We start from the raw sequence: 22025 nt of genomic DNA, 5'->3' as shown, positions 1-22025 counted from the left end.
CACAGTGGTTGTCCAGCGGCTGATTCAGCTGTTCCCGGCCGATGTCCCTGGTTGCGGTTCTTTACCCGCAACCTCCTTGCGGGACAACTCGATCATCTTCGCGTTGCGCGCCGCCGTCTGTTCGAACATCTGAGTCAAAAGGGCAGCGTCATCGACGTCATCCTCCTCCCCCGCCTGATTCTCCGCTTCATCAAGTGCCGTGAACTCTTCAGGGTATTTCTCCTTCAGATAGCTCACCCAATAGTCGCGCTGGATCAAGTCTTCGTAAAACCCGTCGGACTGCTCCGCATTGACGACCTCCGCGCGCGCGTCCGCCAGTTGTTGCCGCGTGACGCCCGACGCATACGTCATGTGTTTCGGCTGACCCGGCAGGATCAGGCCGTCATCCCAGCCCTCCGTCAGGCCGATTCGATAACCCAGGCGCACCTCGGCCTCATCCCCACCGGATCGAACCGCGGCCTTGGTCGCCAGATCATCGATCTTGTCCAGTCGAAACAGTTGCCTGGACAGCTTCAGCAGTGCCTGACCCTTCACACTCAGGCCTCCAGGCGCAATGTCGAGCAAGGCATTGTGGGTGAACACTTTGCTTTCCAGCCCGCTGAACGTGAGGATTCGCCCGTCGACACAGGTGCCATGAGTACTCGAACTGGCGAACAGAACCTCCCGCAGTTCGCTGTTGCTGGCCGCGGCTTCCATCACTGTCCAGACCCGTCGTGTCAAATCGGCATTGGCCACCCGAAACTCCCGGGTGTCTTGCAGTCGCTCGAGCAAATGAAAGAACGCAGCACTGTCCGGCTCGGCCGCCAGTTGATTCCAGATTTCGCTTTTACCGGCCAGTTCCTCCGGGGGCGCATTGGCCAGCCAAGGGGCCTGTTGCGCGGAATCAGGCTCAACGTCAGGGAGTTCTTCATCCGACTCAATGCTGTCACTGTCGCCTTGGTCTTGAGCATCATCGAGTAACTCGTCGAGTTCATCGCGCGACAGGCCCAGCACGGTGTCCCGTGCTCCCGAGTCACGGTAGTCCCTCAAGCGCTCGAGACTCTCAAGCACCAGGTTGTTATCACTCAGGTCGATGCCGATCATCAGGACGTTGTGATTGCCATCCAGCGCCTGCGCCGGAACCGATGTGATGCCGTTACCACTCAGGTTCAGGACCCGGAGGTGGGCGGCATCCAGCACACCGCCAGGCCATTGCGTCAGATTGTTATTGCGCAGATCGAGTGTCACCAGCGCTTCGAAAACGTCGAGGTCGAAGGACTCCAGTTCGTTGTAGCTCAGGTCAAGCTGGTTCAGACGTTCCAGATTGCTTAACGAGTCGTACAGGTGTTCGGCATCGTCCAGCCGGTTCGAAGACAGCTCCAGGCGCTCGAGCCTATCCATGTGCTGGACAGGCTCGGGTACTGCCTCCAGCCCATTGCCATTGAGTTCCAGGGTCTTGAGCCGGGTAAAGGCGGCGAGGAACCCGTCGGAGCCTGTTCGGGTCAGTTTTACTCCGGTCAGGTCCAGCCTGCCAACGTGGTCGAATGTTCCCGGCAACGTAGGGAGATCGCCCAGTTGCAGGCCGCTCAGATCCAAAACGGCATTGGCAACCCCCTCCACGCCGGCCAGGCCCTGGCGCCAGCATTCGAGGATGCGCAAGGCGCCCAACCGGCGAATGCTTGAAGATATTATCCAGCCTGTGTCGCGTACTCCCCGTGTGAAGATCCAGCCGTTCAACTGACGCGTAAGCGCTTCGAAGGTCTGTTCCCAACCGGCAAGGCGCTCGCTGATTTGCACCTCGGTCACCCCGCGCTCGCGCATCTGTTCCAGCGCTTGCAAGGCCTCATCATCCGCCAGTGCCGGCTTTAAACGTTGCAGACGCCTTGTGAAAACCTCGGTCCCTTCTCCCGCCGGTACCTCAGGCAGCGTCAGCAAATGCTGCGCAATGGAAAACCCACTCTCGGACGGCGGAAAACCGAGCGGTATCGGCTCCAGGGCGAACCGCTGCAGGGTGCCCTCTGGAAGTACTCTGGCCGCTTCTATTCGCTGCCAGGCGGTCCGGAGCATTGCGTCAGCCTGAGGGGTCAAGGGCGAACCGCCGAGATTGGTTTTGAGCAACACCTCATTTTCCAGCACCGCCCCCGGCAGCTCGGAAATTTTGCTGTCGCGTAAATCCAGCCAGGTCAGATCCGGCAAGTCCTGGGCACCTGCCGGCCACTCCCCCAGCTCTGTCGCGCGCAGGTTCAAGGCCTTGAGGTGAGTCATTGCGCTGACGTCCAGGGTGTTCAGGGGGTTGCTGCCAAGGTCCAGATATTCGAGCATCTTCAACCCATCGAGACCTTGCTGAACCCCGGAATCGACAACAATCGCGTTACTGGAGAGATCCAGTTGAGTCAATTTTCCGAGATCTTTGGGTCCGATGGGGATTTCGGTCAGGCCGCAACCACGCAATTCGAGTGTTTGAAGTTCGGAAAAACCGCTGATGAAACCGCGAATCTGTGCTGCGGGCGCTTGATTGCTTCGCAAATACAGCGTTTGCACTTCCGGGAAAGCACCGGCCGGCAACTCGGGAAAACTACTCAGCCCCAGATTAGGCAAGTCGAGCACCGAGGCATCGGCTCTAGCGCCGTAACGCTTGAATACGCCTTTGCGCCAGCAGGCTCTCAGGGAGCTTGTCGCTAATATCCGGCCTGTCATTTCATTGACCGCTATCGGCATTTCACCCCAATCATTGAGGTTGCGGTTGAGTACAGTGTTTTGCTCACTCAAGGCTTCGATCGCTCCGTACCTCGCCTCGGCGTCCGGCCACTGCTCGACAAACCGATTGAACAAGGTCTCGTAATTCTCGTTGAGGCCTTCGCCAAGGCGTCTCAACTCACCCTTGCTGTAGTCCCTGACCATTTCCTCGAGATCGACAAGGTGCGGGGGTAGGCTTTTGGCGTACTCATACGCCGGCCTGAAGTTTTCACGAAGGAAATTCGACCAGTCCAGCGACAGTCCGGACCAGAGTGTTTCATGTCCGTTGAAAATGCCGTCCGGCAATGTCCTGATCCCGGTGCCCTTGAGATTCAATCGCTCAAGTCGCGGCAGTTCGAGCACCCCGGCGGGCCATTCGAACAATGAAGGTGCCAGCACTTCCAGCAGGCGCAGATTGCGCAACTGGCTGACATCCAGCGCAATCGGCGTAAACGCCGAACAATAGACATTGAGGTACTCAAGCCTGGTCAACGCGCCCAGCCTCGTCGGCATGTCGGCGGCGTAGGGAGCGGATGAGTACAGGCTCAGATCGGTGAGCTCCGGCATCGTACCGATGATTTCGGGCACATTGCTGAACTGATTGCCCGTGGCGTTGATCCGCAGTTTTCTCAACTTGGGGAAATTGCCCAGCAGTGCATCGGCATTGGCATCGGTGATGCAGCGGCCCCGGACGTACAGATCACGCACATGGGAGAAATCGGCAGGCAACGAAGGAAGCGCTTGGTCACAGGTCAGCTCAAGCAATGTGAAGCGCGCCTGCTCTGCAGCCAACGGCGAGTTGCGCCAGCTTTGCTTGAGGCTCTGCGCGACCGAGGCCTTGCCACCCAACATGAGTTCCAGGGCAGCGTTCGGCGATGGCTCGCCCACCCAATGATCGAGCGTAGCCTCAAGCGTCTCCCACTCGCGCAGGCGGGTCTGCAACAAACCGTAAATCTGCCCGTCGGTTTTCCCCGCACGCAGCTGCGCCAGGACAAATCCGTTGGCCTGCTGTTCGGTCAGCGCCGGATAGACATCCCGAACCCGACTCGCCAGCGAAGGATTGATCCCATGCCCGCGCCCGCTGGCGTAGTACCCCACCAACCGTTCGTTGATCCGGACCGGAGGCTTGAAGTTCGCGTGCTTGCCAGTGCGTGTCTCCAGGCTTTGTGCCAGCTCGCTACGATGGGCAACGGCATGGTCGATGATTGCCTTGCGCAACTGGCTGCCCTGAGCCACATGGGGAACACCCAGCGCCTGTCGCGCTGAGTCGGGCAAGGCGTGCATGATCGACGAGTAAAAATTGTCTTCATTTCGAGGAATGCCGTTGAGCTCCTCGCCGCGCTCATCAAACGCCTGGTAAGCCGGTCCTTTCTTGACCACATATTTGCGCGTGACGGCAGTTTGACTGCCAATGCCATCGATCAGCGGCCCCTCGACGTGACCGTCGCGCACTTCCAGGCGCACGCTGTCGGACCAGCCCGGCAGTTTTTCCAGGGAATGCAGGGCGAGCCATCGGCTGTCCGCCGACGCCATACGCTCCAGATGCAACCCGGCAAAGGCCTGGTTGACGCGCCCTTGGCGTGCGTACCAGCGGCCCTCTTCAAGCATGTTCAAGGGGATCCGCCGCGTCGTTTGCCACCGCGCCAGCTCCTCGGCATTGGCATCCTGCAACACCCTGTTGGCTGCGGATTCACTCAGCCCCGGGCAAGCTCGCCGCAACATCGCCACCGGCCCCTTGCCCGCCTCGGAGCTACCGGGGGCAGCCTCGAACGCCGACAACAACTCAACCAGCCCCGGAGGCGGAGGCAGGTGATCGAGGTGCATCTTGCGCAAGGCATTGTCAGTGGCACCGCTGGCATCGGCGAGGGTGAGCAGTTGTTCGTCCGTCAGGGCCTCGGTCGCATGGCCCATGCGCCGCAACAGGGTCAAACGGTCCCACTCCAGAGGACGCTCCAGCGTATGGCGCCAGGCACCGTGGCCGTTGTGTTCGAGAATCGGCCGCCAGGCCCCGGTATCGGACGGATGCTTGATGCGCCATTTTTTCACTGATGAATCAAAGGTGATCTCATACACCTTGCCCGCCTGGCGGATGTAAGTCCTGCGGTTCGCGCGAAACTGTCCCAAAGAATTGGGGACAATGTCATCGCCCAGCTCAACGTTGCGCTCATAGGCCTTCAGGTCGGGTTTCCACAGCCGAGTCGTGCCATCGGCACGCTTGATGGCGTCCAGCCCTTCGATCACGGGCTCCGGTGCGAGTGGCACTAGCTTGCCCAGCACCTTGCCGGCCCCGGCCATCGCCGCGATCAGCGCCAGGTTTTCCGCCACGTCGATCAGGTGCGCCTTGGCCGCGGTGCGATCCCCCTCACTCCACTCGATCGCGCCCTCGAACGACTCGTACAGCAATTGCCCGGCCATCACCGTCAGCATGATCTCGCCCAGCACCGGTACGAACATCGACACCATGTTCAAGCCCAGCATGCCGATTTCCAGCAGGTGATTGAGCTTTTTCGCCCGCACCGTTGCATCGACGTCAGCCGTGGGCACAGCATGACTGCGTGCATCGGCGATCACCTTGGCGCGGTTTTGCTCGTAGAGATAAGTCCACAGATCGGTGTTGGCGGACCAGATTCCGGCCGCGCCTTTGCGAGTGACGTCAACAGGATCGAGGTAGGGATCTTCGACCCGCTCACGTTTGACCGAATGCTCAGGTGGCAACTCCTTGATGCGGGCGACGGGAGAAAGCACGGGAATGTACTGCGCGACTTTCACCCAAATGGAGTGCAATGGATCGGCGGGAGCATCCGCGGCTTTACGGGTGAATTGACTGAAATAGTAAGGCCGGTCGGCGTAAGCGACGAATTGGCTGAAATACCGCTGGTGCTCCGTCGGGCCATCACTCGACGGCGATGCGCCAAGGGCTGTGAATTGCCGCTTGAATTCCGCCCTCATCCGCTCAGGGGTATAGCGTTTGAGCGGATGTTCCGGATCATGGGGAATGTAAACGATGAAATCGCTGCTATAGCGATATTGTTCACAGATGCCGAACACGACGCAGCCTGTCATCCTGCGTTTCATCAAACTCAGGTCGCGAAACCAGACAGGCCTGTTGCCAAGACGGGGATGAACTTCGCCGTTAACCACCGAAAGAATCATTTCGTAATCGTCGGGCTCGATGTCCTTTTTCAGCAGCGCCAGTTCGGCTGCTGCCTTCAATGCCGCTTTCTGGCTGGCAACGAACTGCTCGCGCAATGCCGTTTCCTTCTGCGCATCCGCTGGCTGGAAAAACGCCTTCAGTCGGGTTTGATACTGCGCGCCGATATCCAGCTTGCGACAGAGTGAGAGGAACTGCCTGACCGACATGCTGAAGGTAGCGACCTCGAACGTGCCTGGCGTCGATGTCTCGATCACAAACCCGGACCCGCGATGAAAAGCGCCCTCCTCACACTCGGACGCTTCGAAGTTGTGCAATGCCGCTTGCAACAACGAAAGTTTCATCACCTCGAACGAGGCGATCTCTATTTCAAGGGCGCTGACTTCCAGCGCCCGCCTGAGGCACACCAGGGTTTTGTTGACGTCGACCTCAACACCAAATTGCTCCTTCAAGGCCTTGCGCAGTATCGGCTCGGCAAAGCTTTCGGCGTCCGGCAGCGACGACATCGTCTTGTCGAGCCGGGCCTGGGACACAAAACTGTCGTTGAAAAGGTCTTTCAGTGCCTGCTTTTGCTCGCGGGATGCTCGCTGGTACCACTGCGGCGGGAGCGAACCGCTCGCTTTTATGGCAGCTCGCCGCTGCGGCGTGGCATCGATCAACCAATCAGGCGTCTGTTGTTCAAGCAGTTCGCGATGAATGCTGTTTCGGCCCGGAACCAAATGTTGACGGGGCACGGATGGAGGATGGGTAGACATAGTGTCGCTCCTGAAAAATGGAACGACAGGACACCATTTCAGCGAACCGCATCTGCGGTAGATAGTTATCGCACCGCTCAAGACTGATTTCAAAATACGTCGATCCGCGGACCGGCCGCCCCACCACCGGCCGCTGGATTGTCTATGCTCTGAGGACCTACTGACAGGCGAGGGATTTATGGCCGATCCAGCCGACAACAAGCCGCCGACCTTCTGGCAAATGCTGCACAGCGTCATGGCGGCGGCATTCGGGGTGCAGAGCGGGAAGAACCGGGCCCGAGATTTCACTCACGGCAAGCCGAGTCATTTCGTGATTCTGGGGATAATGTTCACGGCGGTGTTTGCATTGACGCTGTTTGGCATCGTCAAGCTGGTGCTGCTTCTGGCCGGGGTTTGATCAGACTCAGTGCATCAGGGTTTGCAGGGTGAACGGATAACGCCAGGACGCGGGACGTCCCTTGGCCGAGAGTTTGTGGAAATCCACGCCAAAGTCCTGCGCGGTGTCCATCGCCAGCAACCGCCTGGCCTGCGTCCGATCGATCAGCTGCAACAACGGAATCTGCCGGTCACGGCCGCCGTACTGGCTGATGTCCACACCTTCATCGTAGTCATGCAATTGCACCAGCGCCCAGCCACCGAGGGTGAAGTGCCCGCCCAGCAAGACACTCAGGCGATGGTCCAGCAGCGCTTGCAACGCGGCGGGTGAATTGTTTATCGCGCCGAACAGCACGCCCTTGCCCGGCACACCTCCCGCTTCGACATACGCCTGCATCACACCGAACACCATTTCGTCATTTGCAGCCCAGACCAGCGACGTCTGCGGGTAGCGCTTGAACAGCAACCGGGCCTGCTCGCAGGCACGTTGCCGGGTCCAGCCGCCGTACACCAATTGCCGCAAACGCACTTCGGGGTGCTCGGCCAAGGCACGCCGCATGCCCTTCTCGCGAAATTGCGCGGACGGGGTGATCTTCAATCCGGAAAAAGCCAGCAACTCAATGGTCTGGCCGGGGGCTACCGGGCCGTGCTGTCGGATCAACTCCTTGAGCATCAGGTAGCCACCCTCCTCGTCGTTGGGCACCAGGCTGCCGAGCAAATCGGGATACTTGTCAGGCCGGGCTTCGACCAGCTTCATCTGATCCGGGGTCAGGGCATTGTTGACCATGAACAGCTTTACCCCACTGCCCTTGGCCAGCCGCAGGATTTCGGGGGCGATGTATTGCTCGTTGACGAACACCAGGTAGTCGGGACGATGGTGGCCCTGAAGGGCTTCGCGAGCCTGGCGGAGAGTGTTTTCGGAGACACGGTCGGAATACTGGATGCGCAAGTCCATCCCCAGGTCAGTCGCCGCGGCGTGCATGAACTGCGAATAACTCACCCAAAAAGCCTCGGTGGGGGTTCCCGGATTCAGGAACAGCACTGACGCCGCCTGGGCACAAGGTCCCAAGACCATGCCCAGCGTCAGTAATACGCCACACAGAAACTTCAGCATTGGTCGTCCGAGCCCCCGGAAATTCGCCGCGCATTATAGCCAGCGAACGTCCGTAAAACGGCGATTTTTCCGGTTTTTGTCAGACAATCGTCGGAACCGGGCCCGGACGGTGTCGCTTATTGATGACTGACCCAGAATACCGCCGTCCCCACGACCAGAATGATCAGGAACAAAATTGCCCATGCATCAACGGTGCTATCGCTTTTCCGTGCTTTGGTTGGGTTGCTCATTGCATCGCCTCTTGTCGGTTTTATCGGTGATTGCATAAAGACTCGAGCAGAGTAAAGACGACGATTGCCCGCATCACAAACAGGGTCTTTGCATCAACGTTTATCATTAGGCGATTTGGTTCTTTACATATGCTCAAACATCACTTTTACGCATAACTGCAAACTGGTATCGTGCCCCGGCTCCGTAGGGAGTGCGCGGCCGTGCGCGCAGAATTGCCGAGGTTTTATCGGACGCCAGCAAGCCAAAAAAACGCCGCTGTTTCCGACCGGCCCAAGCCTGAGAACAGGACTTATATGTACGTATACGACGAATACGATCAGCGGATCATCGAGGACCGCGTCAAGCAGTTCCGTGATCAGACCCGACGCTATCTGGCAGGCGAGCTGAGCGAAGAAGAATTCCGCCCCCTGCGCCTGCAAAATGGCCTTTATATCCAGCGTTTCGCGCCTATGTTGCGAGTCGCCGTGCCATACGGCCAGCTGACTTCGCGCCAGATGCGAATGATGGCCAAAATTGCCCGTGACTACGACAAGGGCTACGCCCACATCAGTACCCGGCAGAACGTGCAGTTCAACTGGCCGGCCGTGGAAGACATTCCGGACATTCTCGCTGAACTGGCCACCGTGCAGATGCACGCGATCCAGACCAGCGGCAACTGCCTGCGCAACGTCACCACCGACCAGTTTGCCGGTGTCGCCGCCGACGAACTGATCGATCCGCGCCCATGGTGCGAGATCGTGCGCCAGTGGACCACGTTCCACCCGGAATTCGCCTATCTGCCGCGTAAATTCAAGATCGCCGTCAACGGTTCGACTTCCGACCGTGCCGCCATCGAAGTCCATGACATCGGCCTTGAGCCGGTGCACAACGCCGCTGGCGAACTGGGCTTCCGTGTGCTGGTCGGCGGTGGCCTGGGCCGTACGCCGGTGGTGGGCGCATTCATCAATGAATTCCTGCCGTGGCAAGATCTGTTGAGCTACCTCGACGCCATCCTGCGGGTCTACAACCGCTATGGCCGTCGCGACAACAAGTACAAGGCGCGGATCAAGATCCTGGTCAAGGCGCTGACGCCTGAAGTCTTCGCACAGAAAGTCGATGCGGAAATGGAGCACCTGCGCGGTGGCCAGACCACGCTGACCGAAGCCGAAGTGCAGCGCGTCGCCAAGCACTTCGTCGACCCGGACTACAAGGCACTGGACAACCAGAGCGCCGCCCTGGCCGAACTCGACCAGCAGCACCCGGGCTTCGCCCGCTGGCGCGTGCGCAACACCCTGGCCCACAAGAAGCCGGGCTATGTGGCCGTGACCTTGTCCCTGAAACCGACCGGCGTTGCACCGGGCGACATCACCGACAAACAGCTCGACGCCGTGGCCGACCTGGCCGACCGCTACAGCTTCGGCCAACTGCGAACCTCCCACGAGCAGAACATCATCCTGGCCGACGTCGAGCAGGACAAGCTGTTCGCCATGTGGGGCGAGTTGCGCGAGCAAGGCTTCGCCACGCCGAACATCGGCCTGCTGACCGACATCATCTGCTGCCCGGGCGGCGATTTCTGCTCCCTGGCCAACGCCAAGTCGATCCCGATCGCCGAATCGATCCAGCGTCGTTTCGACGATCTGGACTACCTGTTCGACATCGGCGAACTGGATCTGAACATCTCCGGCTGCATGAACGCCTGTGGTCACCACCACGTCGGCCACATCGGCATCCTGGGGGTGGACAAGAAAGGCGAAGAGTTCTATCAGGTTTCCCTCGGCGGCAGCGCCAGCCGTGACGCCAGCCTGGGCAAGATCCTCGGCCCGTCCTTTGCCCAGGAAGCCATGCCTGACGTGATCGAAAAGCTGATCGACGTGTACATCGAACAACGTACCGAAGACGAACGCTTCATCGACACCTATCAGCGTATTGGTATCGACCTCTTCAAGGAGCGTGTCTATGCAGCGAATCATTAAGAACAACGAGGTCGTCGACGAGACCTGGCACCTGCTGCCCAAGGACTTCAACATCGACGAAATCACCAACTGCGACGACTACATCGTTCCGTTGCAACTGTGGCGCGAACACAGCCGCATGCTCCTGGCCCGCGACGGCGGCCTGGGCATCTGGCTGGACGCCGATGAAGAAGCCGAGGAAATCGGCGAAGACGTGGCTCAGTTCCAGGTCATTGCCCTGAACTTCCCGGCATTCACCGACGGCCGCAACTACTCCAATGCCCGCCTGCTGCGTGACCGTTACGGTTTCAAGGGCGAATTGCGGGCCATTGGCGACGTGCTGCGTGACCAGTTGTTCTACATGCATCGCTGTGGTTTCGACGCGTTCGCCATTCGCGCCGACAAAGACCCGCACGAAGCCCTTGAAGGCCTCAAGGACTTCTCGGTGTCCTATCAGGCCGCTACCGACGAACCGCTACCGCTGTTCCGTCGTCGCTGACCGTCACGCCTTGAACCCCGGCCCGGGGTTCAAGGCGTTTCACCTTCCCGGCTAAAACGGTGGATAGTCGGCCAGCGGCATCGGCCGCCCCATGGCGACCCAATCGCGGTACAGCCGGACTCGATCCTCCAGCACCACGAACAACCGGAACGGATTCTGCGCATCGCCCATCCGCGTTTCGACACACTGTCGCAACCAACCCCACAGCTCTTCTGACGCATCCGCTTCCTGCAGCAAACGCCACACCCGCGCCTGCAGCGACCGATAGCCGACCTGGAAATCCGCGGTCAAACTCAATCCATCCATGACCCGGAGCAACGTACTGCCCGATGGCTTGACGGCCAATCGTTGCCAGATCTGTTGCCGGGCTTCGCGCACGCCTTCATCACCCTCCTGCAACCAGGGTGTCGCACTGCCGTAATCGGTACCCGGCTCGCTCAGCCACAGGTTGATACCGGTGCGTTCGCGATGATCCACCAGGCGCAACAACGTCTCTTCATCCGTCAGCGGATTGCCCCACAGTTTCACCCGGTCCCGGGAGATCGCCTGAATCATTATTGCGTAGGGAACCCGACTGATCCGGTTGCCTCGCAAGTCGAGCGAGGTGAGATACGGCTGATCGGCGACGCCAATCGGGCAATGACTGATCCCGGTGTTTCTCAGGTTCAACACACGCAACTCATTCAGCCCCAATACCACGGGCGGGACAGTCAACGGGTTGTCACTCAGGTCCAGCGTTTGCAAGCTCGGCAGATCACGAAACTGCGAAGCCGTGTTCTCCTGAAGCTGAAGAAAGGCGGAACTCAGGTTGAGCGTTGTGAGTCGAGTCATTTGCCGAACCGGTGCAGGCAATATCCCCTCCAGCACATTGCCTGCATTAAGCCGGCGCAGATCGACTCGTTTCAGGTTCAGGGTGTGCAGATTGGGAAAGCTTTCGAGAAAAGCGCTCAGACTCTCGCGTTCGACAAGGTGCAAGCCCTGCATCGTTAGCTCGACGACGTCATTGAAGCGAACGTTCATTGTCGGCAAGCGATGGAAATCCTCGTACCCCAGGTCCAGCCTGTATCCGCTGCACACCTCGCCGGACATGACTCGATTGATCCCGGGCGGGCATTTTTGCCAGATGCTCATCAACTCCTCGCCCAGTTCATTTCGCACCTCACGCTCGGAATCGATCACGGTTTGCAGCAGTTCGGCATTGTGCGCCGCCACCTGCCGGGGATTCATGCCCGCGGCGGCGTCATCGCCCACAACCAGAAACTCCACATCCATGTCATCGACATCCAGCACGGTCTGGTCGACCCAGTCGCGCAGATCGGCATGCAACTGCCGCACCTCGAGCGTCAGGCGATCCACCAGCGCTTGCGCCCGGGCACCTGCCGTCAGAAGCAACTCGTCCACCTGGGCATCGGTGAACTCCGGATACAGATCCTTGACCTGCATGCGCATGATTTCGTGAGCCAGCGCAGCGCCCTGTGGCGTGTTTGGAAAGCCGCCGCCGCGCAACCCCATGGCGTCGAAGGGCAACCGCGAATCCATTCGATTCAAGCCGAGTATCAGCTCGGAACGAGACAAGGCGTGCCCGCCAATGCGCAGGCGCAACTGGCTGGCCGCGTCGGGCGCGTTTAGCGCCATCGCCGCGCGTTCCTCCCCGGACAATAGTTCGACCAGCGCCGCAAACAGATCCGTACCTTCACCGTCGGCTGCCGCCACCGTGGCACACCGATAGCGATCACCGGCCTTGATCAAGCGCCGGCAATCCGCCGAATCGAGCGGGCCGCAACGGTCCAGGACCCGGCCACTGATCGACCCGTCGAGCACTTCGATGCGCAATCCTTCCGGCCAACCGGGCAGGCGTTCCTGGGAGTGCAACGCCAGGACATCGGAATCGGGGTGGCTGACCGAACGCAAGTACAACCCCTCATAGGCCCGGTTGAGTCGTACATGCTGCTGATACTCGCGTGCCTTGCTGTCCAGGCGCTTGAACAGTTGCAGCACCTCGTCAGCATCGACGGGCCGATTGATGTCGACCCCTGAACGGTCGAGGATCTGCTCCACCGCACTTTTCGGCAAACCCTTGTATTCGCGCTGAAACAGGCGAATCCAATCCTGGTCCGAGTGCTGGAGCGCCTGATAGCGGGCGTTGAACAATCCGGCCCGCGCTTGCGGATCGGCGACGGCTTCAAGTTCCTGATCGAGCTTGAAGCGAGTGATGGTGTCGGCAAGCGTCGGCGTCAGCGGGCGACCGGTCTGCATCAGGCGCAACATATCGTCGTCGACCGTGCTGATCCGGGCGATCCGTGCCAATACCTCATCACTGAAGGCAGCAAGCGGTGCGCAAACGCCACGCATCAGTTCCACACGTGTCGGCACGGGCACCTCAGACGTATCGGGCACGGGCTCGTCCGGCGCTGCGGGAAGTGGCTCGCTCCCCGGCTCCCCCGACTCGTGCAACGTCCCGGCGATTTTCTCTTCGCCCTTGAGTGCTGCCACCGCCCCGGCCAGCGGGAGCGCATTGAGCAGGCCGAACACTGTACGCGTCACCCCCTCGGAGCGCTGCCCGGGTGTTTTACCGTTGATGGCCTGATCGAGGCCGTAACCGGCGTCGATCAGCCCCGCCAGCACCAGGACGCCCTCTCCTCCCGGAATGAACAATGCCAAAGGTCCCAGCCGGTTGATCCACTGCACAAGCGGCTCCACCACCGCGCTCAGGTTGTCGCGATTGACCTGGGCATCGTTGCGGATGGTTTTGACACTGGCCATGGAAGCCTGCTTCATGGTCAGCACCAGTTGCGCGAACGGATCGGTACCGGTCGGCGCACGCTCAAGGTCGATGTAGTCCTGCGGGTCCCAGAAACCGTCATTGTTGAAGAATCCGGCGTTCTTTGTCAGCCAGTGCTCCTTCGGGTAAACCGCCATGCCCTCCAACGCCGTCGATACGCCCGCATGGAAAGTGCCATCTTCACGATCGTCCTCGGCAAAATGCGCGACCAGCGCTTGCCGTGTGGCGGCAACCCGGCCTTGGGCCACGATCCATTGGCGCAGATGCGGCAAGTCGGCGAATTCATGCAGGGGTGAGGAGTTGCCGGGAATGTTCAACAAGACCCGACCGCTGCGACGATGGCGGTAACACCAGATATCGTCCGATGTGTAGCGATAGATCGTCAGCCGACCGACTTCGTTCGGCGCGCTGATGCGGGTGGGCGCCTGCATCTGATCGATAGTCAACGTACTCCAGGCCTGCTCCGCTGGCAAACCGGCGGCCTGCATGGCCAAGGCCAGGCCCTCCTGACTCAAGCTGCCCTCCTGATGTTGCAGGCAGGCGCTCATGATAAAGGCGGCCCTGGTCGAGGTTCTCAGGTCGAAAGGCGCCGCCTGGAGGATTCGCTTATCGGAGGGCCAGGCACTATCAAGGTAAGCCTGATAGCGGGTTTGCAAATCCAGATCCCATACCCACTGTTTGAACGCCGCCGGCCTCAGGGTAATTTGCGTTGCCGGCCCATACGCCTGAGGCGTGGTCCGGCGATAGATGCCTTCGTAGGTGTGGTGGTTGCCATTGCCGTGGTCGGCGAATTCATCGACATGCTCCACGATACGAATGGACGGACCGACATCGGGCGGTGTGAACAAGTCCAACAGACCTTCGGCAATACGCCCGTCCGCGACGCTCTGGTAGTTCGCCAGCAGCGCCTGCACCAGGGTTTGCGAGTTTGCCACCTGGCCTTGCTCGATACCGTCCTGCGGCGGATGCCCCCGGTAGCGATAATCCAGGGTGACCAACAGGGCGCTTTGCGGGTCGATGTCTTGTCCCCACCTTTCCTGGATCAACTGCGCACCGAACTGCTCGGGAGACTGCGGCAAAGCCGCGCTCACCACAGACTCCAGTGTTTCGCGCAGCGGCAGATGTTCGGCATGAAGCGGTGTCCGATGGTCATTCATGTGCGTTCCATGGCAATTATTCTGGAGCATCAACATAACCAGCAGCCGCGCTGCCGAAAGCAGGAACGGTCGCCTGCTGCCTACAGAGATTTCGCCGGGCCGTGGAGGACATCGGGCAGACATTCGCAGGCTAAAAAAGCGGGACCCAACTCAAACGAACTGACCGGCCAGACAACCAGCGTCGCAATATTGCTTTGAAAATCCTGGTAATATATTCCGCGCAAAGTTGTTTATTTTTCGCGATAGAGTATGAAAACTCAACTACCGCAAAAAGGATTTTGCACGATGTATATCACCGACGAAGCTCGCAACTCCGCTTTCAAAATACTTTGGAATGAAAGAAACTTTAGTTATCTCGCCATTTTATACTGCGATGCCAGCGGTAATATTGTCTATGTCCCCATCAAGACTGACAGCACTCTCATCTATATTGAACACGAAGAATGGCCAAACATTGATCATGTTCGTTTCAAGAGTCTCGAGACTCTGCTTGATGCCCTTAAGTCAAATGGATTTAAACAGGTTCCAGGTAAAATGGACAGTATCGAACTGCCATGGTCTTCATACCCTGATCTACCGACTACATTAAAAGAGCAACTCAATGAACCCGGGATGTTTATACTCGACCACATGTATAGATTCCAGTTTCAGTATGAGCCTTTTGGGCCAGGACCAGTGGCGTTTCCAATACGGGTTGAATACGATAGTGTTTATCCGGTAAATGAAAGCATCGGCACCATGTATAAAACTCGCTTTGCCGACATTGAATCTCTGCTCCAGGCGCTGGCCACTTATGGCGATAATTGCAGGATCCTGGATTGGTATATCAATCGCGGACTAGTCCGGATTCCAAATATAACATGGCAGCTCTGAGCACCGGATAAACACTTTCGCCCTTAAGTTTTTAGTCTCCATAAAAAAGACCTTGAACATTGCCTGCATGGCATCGTTCAAGGTCCTTTAATCGTACATGGTACAAAAGCGGACAATTGCTATTAGCCCATTGAACGCAGAATTACCAGAAGCGTTGCTGGGTCAAACGGCTCCACCAGCTCAGCAGCACGCGATCGACCGAGCCGCTGGCGGCGATGCCGATGCGCTCCTGCAGGCTTTTGCGTTCGGCGTAATGCAAGTGATAGAGCTCGGACTTGCTGGCGCGTTCGGCGAGGTATTCATCGCTGGTCTTGAGTTCGTCGACCAGTTGTTTGTCCAGCGCCGCGACACCGAGCCAGATTTCGCCGGTGGCCACTTCATCGATCGCCAATTGCGGGCGATAGCGCGACACGAAGTTCTTGAACAGTTGATGGGTGATGTCCAGGTCCTGCTGGAACTTCTCCCGGCCCTTCTCGGTGTTTTCGCCAAACACGGTCAGGGTGCGCTTGTATTCACCGGCGGTCAGCACTTCGAAGTCGATGTCGTGCTTTTTCAGCAAGCGGTTGACGTTGGGCAACTGCGCCACCACGCCAATCGAGCCGAGGATCGCGAACGGTGCACTGATGATCTTCTGGCCGATGCACGCCATCATGTAGCCACCACTGGCCGCGACCTTGTCGATGCACACGGTCAAGGGCACGCCAGCCTCACGGATACGCGCCAGTTGCGAGGAGGCCAGGCCGTAGCTGTGAACCATGCCACCGCCACTTTCCAGGCGCAGCACCACTTCGTCCTTCGGTGTGGCCAGGGTCAGCAAGGCAGTGATTTCGTGGCGCAGGCTTTCGGTGGCCGAAGCCTTGATATCGCCATTGAAATCCAGCACGAACACCCGGGGCTTGGCCTCGGGCTTTTTCTTCTGTTTCTTGTCGGTTTTAGCCTGGGTCTTGCGCAGGGCCTTGAGCTGGTCCTTGTCGAGCAAGGTCTGCTCCAGGCGCTCACGCAGCCCTTTGTAGAAGTCATTGAGCTTGCTGACCTGCAACTGGCCCGACGACTTGCGCCGCCCCTTGCTGCGCAAGGCCGCGAAACTGGCCAGGACCACCAGAATGGCGATCACCAGGGTCACGGTCTTGGCCAGAAAAATGGCGTACTCGGAAAAAAACTCCACAGGGACTCCTCAAACGATGCGCGGCTTGAACGCGCGCGGGATACCTCCAGCATACCCATGCGCCGACCTTGCGACCAGTCGTGAAACCTCTGGCAACAGGCGTGTAACGAGCATTTCAAACAAGCGTATGTTTTTTCATTGACAGCACACCGCCATCCTCATAACCTCGCCAAACCTTCAACGTACCGGGAAGACGCGGACGTGGGCAGCATCTATTTGATTCGACATGGCCAGGCCTCCTTCGGTGCGGACGACTACGACGTGCTGTCGCCGACCGGCATTCGTCAGGCTGAAATCCTTGGCCGCCACCTGGCCGAACTGGGGATCAGCTTCGACCGCTGCCTGGCGGGCGACCTGCGCCGCCAGCAGCACACGGCCAACAGCGCGCTGGAGCAATTCACCGCGGCGGGCCTGTCGGTGCCGCTGCTGGAAACCGACTCCGCCTTCAACGAGTTCGACGCCGATGCGGTGATCCGCGCGCTGTTGCCGGCCATGCTGCCGGACGAACCCGAAGCCCTGGACATCCTGCGCAACGCTGCGCAAAACCGCGCTGAGTTCCAGCGTATCTTCGCCCTGATCATCGAGCGCTGGCTGGCCGGCACCTACGACACACCGGGCCTGGAAAGCTGGCTGGGGTTTGTCGAACGGGTGCAGGCCGGCTTGCATCGCATCCTCGACCAGGCCGACAACACCCAGAAAATCGCCGTGTTCACCTCCGGCGGCACCATCACTGCCCTGCTCCACCTGATTACGCAAATGCCTGCCCGGCAGGCCTTTGAGTTGAACTGGCAAATCGTCAACACCTCGCTCAACCAGCTTAAGTTTCGTGGTCGCGAGGTGTCCCTGGCTTCCTTCAACAGTCATGCGCACCTGCAACTGTTGAAGGCCCCGGAACTCATCACGTTTCGCTGAGTCCGGACTATTGTGACCCTGGCTGTAATCACCCAGCTCTTATTACCCAAGAAAGGATCGAACCATGACCTCCGTAGCTGATGCCGTACAAGCAATGAAAGCCAAGTTCAACCCAGCCGCTGCTGCCGGTCTGGACCTGGTCTTCGGTTTCCGCATCGACGACACCAAGAACTTCTCGCTGATCGTCAAGGACAGCACCTGCGAACTGCAGGAAGGCGAGAACCCGGACGCACAAGTTACCCTGGTGATGGACGGCGAAACCCTGCAAGGCATCGTCGACGGTTCGACTGACGGCATGCAAGCGTTCATGGGCGGCAAACTGCGCGCTGAAGGCGACATGATGCTGGCGATGAAACTGTCCGAACTGTTCCCGTCGTAAGCACCTGGCTCCCGAACTTCGGGAGTGTGCCTGCTGCAAACGAATCCCGCCCTTAGTGGCGGGATTCGTCGTTTTTGCCTGCCCGCCGCTGAACCTTGTGGCAAGGGGGCATACAATGCCTGAACTTCCCACACCGGCCACCCCATGGACATCGACCTCGCCCGCACCTTCCTCGAAATCGTCCGCCATGGCAGCCTGGCTGCCGCCGCGGAAAAACTCCATGTCACCCAGACCGCGATCACCGCGCGGGTGCAAAAACTCGAGAGCCAGTTGGGCAGCACCCTGTTCGTGCGCAACCGTGCCGGCGCCCGCCTGACGCCCAACGGCGAAGCGTTCGTGGTGTATGCCAATCAACTGGTGCAAACCTGGGAAGCCGCGCGGCGTGATTTGCCGTTGCCCGAGGGTTTTCACGATGTGCTGCACATCGGTGGCGAGGTGAGCCTGTGCAATCCGCTGATGCTCGGCTGGGCCGGTGAAATCCGCAAGAACATCCCCAGCCATGCCCTGCGCATGGAAATCCGTGACGGCGAAAACCTGCTGCGGCAACTGGAGTTGGGCGTTCTGGATGCCGCGCTGGTGTATCAGCCCGAGTATTGGCCGCGTTTGCAGGTCGAGCAGGTTCTCGAAGAAAAACTGATTCTCGTGCGCCAGGTCGACAAGCCCGATCCTTATGTGTACATCGATTGGGGCGCTGATTTCCGGCGCCAGCACGACGCCGCGCTGCCGGAAAAAGCCAAGGCCGCGCTGAGTTTCAATCTCGGCCCGCTGGGCTTGCAGTACCTTCTCGAAAACGGCGGCAGTGGCTACTTCCGCACCCGCGTCGTGCAGAGCTATCTGCAAAGCGGCGCCCTGGAACGGGTGCCCAAGGCACCGGAATTCAACTACCCGACCTATCTGGTCTACTCGCGCGATCGTGACTCGCCGACGCTGCAACGCGCCTTCGACCTGCTGCGCAAGGTCATCGATTCCGACGAAGACTGGTCGCAGCGCTGGGATCCGCTGACCTGAGACCGGTTTGCACCGGATCATGGCCGTTGTGTCATCAAGGTTCGCTCCGTCAAATCACCGGGATCGGCTAATCTGAAAGAGATAACAAAAACGACTGGTGATTGCAGTGAGGCAGACCACCGAAGGATTCCGCAGCCGTTACCGCGCCGACATTCATCCGCTCTACAATCCCTGGCTGCACGGCGCGTTTGTCCTGGTGTTCGGGGCAGTAGCGATCAGCGCTTTCTGGAGCAACGTACATCAGGTGCGGCCAGCGGAATGGCTGGCGGTACCCGTCACGCTACTGTTGTTCAACCTCGGCGTGTACATGGTGCATCGCCACCTGGGGCATCATAAAAAGAGCTTCGCCCGGCTGTTTTATGCCCGTCACGCAGTCGACCACCACAGCTTTTTCACCCCCGGCCACATGACCTACGACAGCGCCCGCGACTGGCGAGTGATCCTGTTTCCGGCGTGGCTGATCGTGCTGCACACCCTCGCCTTCGCCCTGCCCCTCTGGTGGCTGCTCAAGCACATCAACACCAACGTCGCCGGATTGGTCGGCGGCCTTCTTGTCCTCGGTTACCTGGTTTACGAAGTGTTCCATGCCTGCGAGCACCTGCCGTCGCGCAACCTGGTCACACGATTGCCGTGGATCCGCCAGATGCGCCGGTTGCACGAACTGCATCACCGCCGCGAATTGATGCAGGAGCGTAATTTCAACATCGTTTTCCCGCTGATGGACTACCTGTTCGGCACCCTCTATTGGGAGCCGGAACCTGAGCCGCTCAACCCGACGAGAACGCCCATGACCCGCATGCAACATCAGATTGTCATTGCCGGAACCCCGGTCCAGGTACTTGCCTACGCCAGTACCGTGACCCTTTGGCCGCAATGGCATCCGTCGTCGCTGCGCATCGATGGGCCACAAGGTCCGTTGCACGCCGGTGCACGTTTCGAGGAAGACATCCGTGCCGGCGGGCGCGACGGACACTTGCGCTGGGAGGTAGCGGAATACCTGCCCGGGCGGCGCTGGAGCGCCGAGGCCCGGGGTGATCACGGCCTGTCGCTGGTGGTGACCTATGAATGCGATGCCACAGGCGAGGACACCCGCTTCGTCCGCACCCTGGAGTATCAGTTCAGCGGCCTGGCGATGCGCATTGCCAACCGGTTGCTGCTCAAGCGACGCATCGATGGGGAATCGGCGGCGTCGATGCTGGCATTGCGCGACATGGCGCAGAAGTATCTGGCGGCGACGGGGGTCGGCGCGTGAGCAGAACCTTCAAATGCCTGCTGCTTGCCATCATCGTCATCGGCGCCTTCCTGCTGCTGATGCCGACCAAGGTGCGACCAGTGGCCTGGACGCCACAACCTGCACCGTCTCTCACCAGCGGAATCTACGCCGACAACCAGCGGCTCAAGGACGTGGAACGCGTGGGTGCCGCCAACATCGATGGACCGGAAGCCTTGTTGCTGGAAAACGACGCGCTCATCACCGGCCTGCACGACGGTCGCCTGATCCGCACGAGCCTGGACGGCAACAACACCAAGATCCTGGCCGATACCGGTGGCCGACCACTGGGCCTGGCCCGGCATCCCAATGGTCTGCTGGTGATCGCCGACGCCGTCAAAGGTCTGTTGTCCCTCGACGCCCAGGGACGCCTGGTGGCCTTGACCACAGAAGCCGACGGCGTTCCCTTCAGTTTTATCGACGATGTGGCCATCGACAAACCCGGTCACTATGCTTACTTCAGCGATGCTTCGAGCCACTTCGGCTATGGCCACGACGGTGAGGCCGTGATCGAACACGGCGGCGACGGTCGACTGCTGCGCTACGATTTCCAGACTGGCAAGACGGCGGTTGTGCTGGATAAGCTGGAATTTGCCAACGGCGTGACCCTGGGTCCGGACGATGCCTATGTACTGGTCAATGAAACCGGTGCCTACCGCATCAGCCGTTATTGGCTCACCGGTCCGAAAGCCGGCACCCATGACCTGTTCATCGACAATCTGCCGGGGCTGCCGGACAACCTGTCGTTCAATGGCCGCGACCGCTTCTGGGTAGCCCTGTATGCCCCCCGAAACCCCTTGCTCGACGCCACGGCACCGCATCCGTTGGTACGCAAGATGATCGTGCGAGCCATGACCGTATTGCCCAAGCCCGTGGAAAAACGCGGATTTGCCCTGGGCCTGGACCTTGAGGGCAAAGTGATCGCCAACCTGCAGGATGGCAGCAAAAACAACTACTCCCCCATCACCACGGTGCGCGAATATGGGGACTGGTTGTATTTCGGTTCGCTGAAAGCCCGGAACATGGTGCGATTGCCGTTAAGCAAGGCATTGCAATGAGCAAGCGCCCTGTCTGAACTCACCCAGGACCCATTGTGGGAGCGAGCTTGCTCGCGATGGCGGACGGGCAGTCACCAGTGGTGTTGACTGTGCTGACGTCTTCGCGAGCAAGCCCGCTCCCACATGGGACAGCGTTCAGTTCATCGGGATATTCGGGCTGGGTCATGAGGCACCTCGTTGAGAGCCATAACATCGGTCTCTGGGCATTCGAGGTGCCATTTTTTTTGTGCCATTTCAACTGTTCAGCCACCGGTCGTCGGTGGCAGGCTGGTGGGTCAGGACGACGCGCCAAGTTGCTTGACGATCTTGTCCTTGACCAGCAGACGTGTCTCCTTGAGCTTCCTTACGGTGTCATCGTTGGACTTGGCCTCCTCTGCTTTCACCACTTCGGCATCCGCCTGGGAATACTTGTTAAGCAGTGAATCCAGTAACGGATCCTTGGTGCGTTTCTGCTGGATTTCTTCCTTTGAGCGTTTCAGATCCTGATAAAGGTCATGGGGCACCGGCATGGAACACCTCCGTTAGTTGATCGGCAGCGAAACGCGATCAATTGCGTTCACCAACTATCAGAATGGCCTCGGTTTGCCCGTTCTGTCGACCACCTGTCAGACCAGCGGTGTCCGTTCGTCGTCCGGTCCCACAGGCGCTAA

At 59.4% G+C, this 22025-nt stretch carries 14 protein-coding genes; 9 read left to right on the top strand and 5 right to left on the bottom strand.

The window, feature by feature from the left end; all coding sequences use genetic code 11:
* Positions 1–24: 24 nt before the first annotated feature.
* Positions 25–6621, bottom strand: a complete 6597-nt coding sequence (locus AB4O40_RS01590; RefSeq protein ID WP_460056484.1) for an NEL-type E3 ubiquitin ligase domain-containing protein — start codon at positions 6619–6621, stop codon at positions 25–27.
* Positions 6622–6799: 178 nt separating this feature from the next.
* Here AB4O40_RS01590 and AB4O40_RS01585 point away from each other — a divergent pair, with 178 nt between their 5' ends.
* Positions 6800–7018 (top strand): DUF2970 domain-containing protein, encoded by a 219-nt coding sequence (locus AB4O40_RS01585; protein WP_056724401.1) that lies wholly within the window; start codon positions 6800–6802, stop codon positions 7016–7018.
* Positions 7019–7024: 6 nt separating this feature from the next.
* On the opposite strand, the gene AB4O40_RS01580 is transcribed toward AB4O40_RS01585, so the two are convergent.
* On the bottom strand, positions 7025–8110 hold the full coding sequence (locus tag AB4O40_RS01580; RefSeq protein ID WP_056724399.1) for an ABC transporter substrate-binding protein: 1086 nt from the start codon (positions 8108–8110) through the stop codon (positions 7025–7027).
* A gap of 524 nt (positions 8111–8634) precedes the next feature.
* Here AB4O40_RS01580 and AB4O40_RS01575 point away from each other — a divergent pair.
* Both AB4O40_RS01575 and AB4O40_RS01570 read left to right on the top strand, forming a co-directional pair.
* Positions 8635–10293 (top strand): nitrite/sulfite reductase, encoded by a 1659-nt coding sequence (locus AB4O40_RS01575; RefSeq protein ID WP_056724397.1) that lies wholly within the window; start codon positions 8635–8637, stop codon positions 10291–10293.
* Positions 10277–10771 carry a DUF934 domain-containing protein gene (locus tag AB4O40_RS01570; RefSeq protein ID WP_056724395.1) on the top strand — a complete coding sequence of 165 codons (495 nt, stop codon included), beginning with the start codon at positions 10277–10279 and terminating at the stop codon, positions 10769–10771. Before AB4O40_RS01575 ends, AB4O40_RS01570 begins: the two co-directional genes overlap by 17 nt.
* A 51-nt stretch (positions 10772–10822) precedes the next feature.
* Here the strand turns inward: AB4O40_RS01570 and AB4O40_RS01565 are convergent, their stop codons facing one another.
* Positions 10823–14710, bottom strand: coding sequence for a dermonecrotic toxin domain-containing protein (locus AB4O40_RS01565; RefSeq protein ID WP_460056489.1), 3888 nt, complete (start codon positions 14708–14710; stop codon positions 10823–10825).
* Between the two features lie 285 nt (positions 14711–14995).
* On the opposite strand from AB4O40_RS01565, the gene AB4O40_RS01560 reads away from it, so the two are divergent.
* The gene (locus AB4O40_RS01560; RefSeq protein ID WP_223542781.1) at positions 14996–15583 is read left to right on the top strand and encodes a hypothetical protein; all 588 of its coding nucleotides are present in this window, start codon (positions 14996–14998) and stop codon (positions 15581–15583) included.
* 142 nt (positions 15584–15725) lie between these two features.
* On the opposite strand, the gene sohB is transcribed toward AB4O40_RS01560, so the two are convergent.
* Positions 15726–16748 carry a protease SohB gene (gene sohB / locus AB4O40_RS01555; protein WP_056724390.1) on the bottom strand — a complete coding sequence of 341 codons (1023 nt, stop codon included), beginning with the start codon at positions 16746–16748 and terminating at the stop codon, positions 15726–15728.
* A gap of 201 nt (positions 16749–16949) precedes the next feature.
* Between sohB and AB4O40_RS01550 the strand changes: the two genes are divergently transcribed.
* The 5 genes from AB4O40_RS01550 to AB4O40_RS01530 all read left to right on the top strand — a co-directional run bounded on the left by AB4O40_RS01550 (position 16950) and on the right by AB4O40_RS01530 (position 21375).
* Entirely contained in the window at positions 16950–17660 is a 711-nt protein-coding gene (locus AB4O40_RS01550; protein ID WP_414914320.1) for a histidine phosphatase family protein, read from the top strand.
* Positions 17661–17724: 64 nt separating this feature from the next.
* Positions 17725–18039: an SCP2 sterol-binding domain-containing protein gene (locus AB4O40_RS01545; protein WP_007946492.1), complete on the top strand. Its 315-nt coding sequence runs from the start codon at positions 17725–17727 to the stop codon at positions 18037–18039.
* A gap of 144 nt (positions 18040–18183) precedes the next feature.
* Positions 18184–19047, top strand: a complete 864-nt coding sequence (locus tag AB4O40_RS01540; RefSeq protein ID WP_056724386.1) for a LysR family transcriptional regulator — start codon at positions 18184–18186, stop codon at positions 19045–19047.
* Between the two features lie 106 nt (positions 19048–19153).
* The gene (locus tag AB4O40_RS01535; protein WP_056725091.1) at positions 19154–20299 is read left to right on the top strand and encodes a sterol desaturase/SRPBCC family protein; all 1146 of its coding nucleotides are present in this window, start codon (positions 19154–19156) and stop codon (positions 20297–20299) included.
* Positions 20296–21375, top strand: coding sequence for an SMP-30/gluconolactonase/LRE family protein (locus AB4O40_RS01530; protein WP_056724384.1), 1080 nt, complete (start codon positions 20296–20298; stop codon positions 21373–21375). The genes AB4O40_RS01535 and AB4O40_RS01530 overlap by 4 nt, the downstream gene beginning before the upstream one ends.
* Before the next feature lie 275 nt (positions 21376–21650).
* On the opposite strand, the gene AB4O40_RS01525 is transcribed toward AB4O40_RS01530, so the two are convergent.
* Complete coding sequence (locus AB4O40_RS01525) at positions 21651–21884, bottom strand: DUF465 domain-containing protein (RefSeq protein ID WP_008050666.1); 234 nt, start codon at positions 21882–21884, stop codon at positions 21651–21653.
* Positions 21885–22025: the final 141 nt, after the last annotated feature.

The sequence above is a fragment of the Pseudomonas sp. S2_F07 genome (genome assembly GCF_054668325.1).
The sequence above is the reverse complement of the archived record's forward strand: the minus strand, read 5'-3'. Positions and strand labels throughout refer to the sequence as shown.

Coding starts and splice junctions, on each gene's coding strand:
- AB4O40_RS01590 (WP_460056484.1), bottom strand. CDS start 6,621: ATGTCTACCCATCCTCCATCCGTGCCCCGTCAACATTTGGTTCCGGGC.
- AB4O40_RS01585 (WP_056724401.1), top strand. CDS start 6,800: ATGGCCGATCCAGCCGACAACAAGCCGCCGACCTTCTGGCAAATGCTG.
- AB4O40_RS01580 (WP_056724399.1), bottom strand. CDS start 8,110: ATGCTGAAGTTTCTGTGTGGCGTATTACTGACGCTGGGCATGGTCTTG.
- AB4O40_RS01575 (WP_056724397.1), top strand. CDS start 8,635: ATGTACGTATACGACGAATACGATCAGCGGATCATCGAGGACCGCGTC.
- AB4O40_RS01570 (WP_056724395.1), top strand. CDS start 10,277: ATGCAGCGAATCATTAAGAACAACGAGGTCGTCGACGAGACCTGGCAC.
- AB4O40_RS01565 (WP_460056489.1), bottom strand. CDS start 14,710: ATGAATGACCATCGGACACCGCTTCATGCCGAACATCTGCCGCTGCGC.
- AB4O40_RS01560 (WP_223542781.1), top strand. CDS start 14,996: ATGTATATCACCGACGAAGCTCGCAACTCCGCTTTCAAAATACTTTGG.
- AB4O40_RS01545 (WP_007946492.1), top strand. CDS start 17,725: ATGACCTCCGTAGCTGATGCCGTACAAGCAATGAAAGCCAAGTTCAAC.
- AB4O40_RS01540 (WP_056724386.1), top strand. CDS start 18,184: ATGGACATCGACCTCGCCCGCACCTTCCTCGAAATCGTCCGCCATGGC.
- AB4O40_RS01525 (WP_008050666.1), bottom strand. CDS start 21,884: ATGCCGGTGCCCCATGACCTTTATCAGGATCTGAAACGCTCAAAGGAA.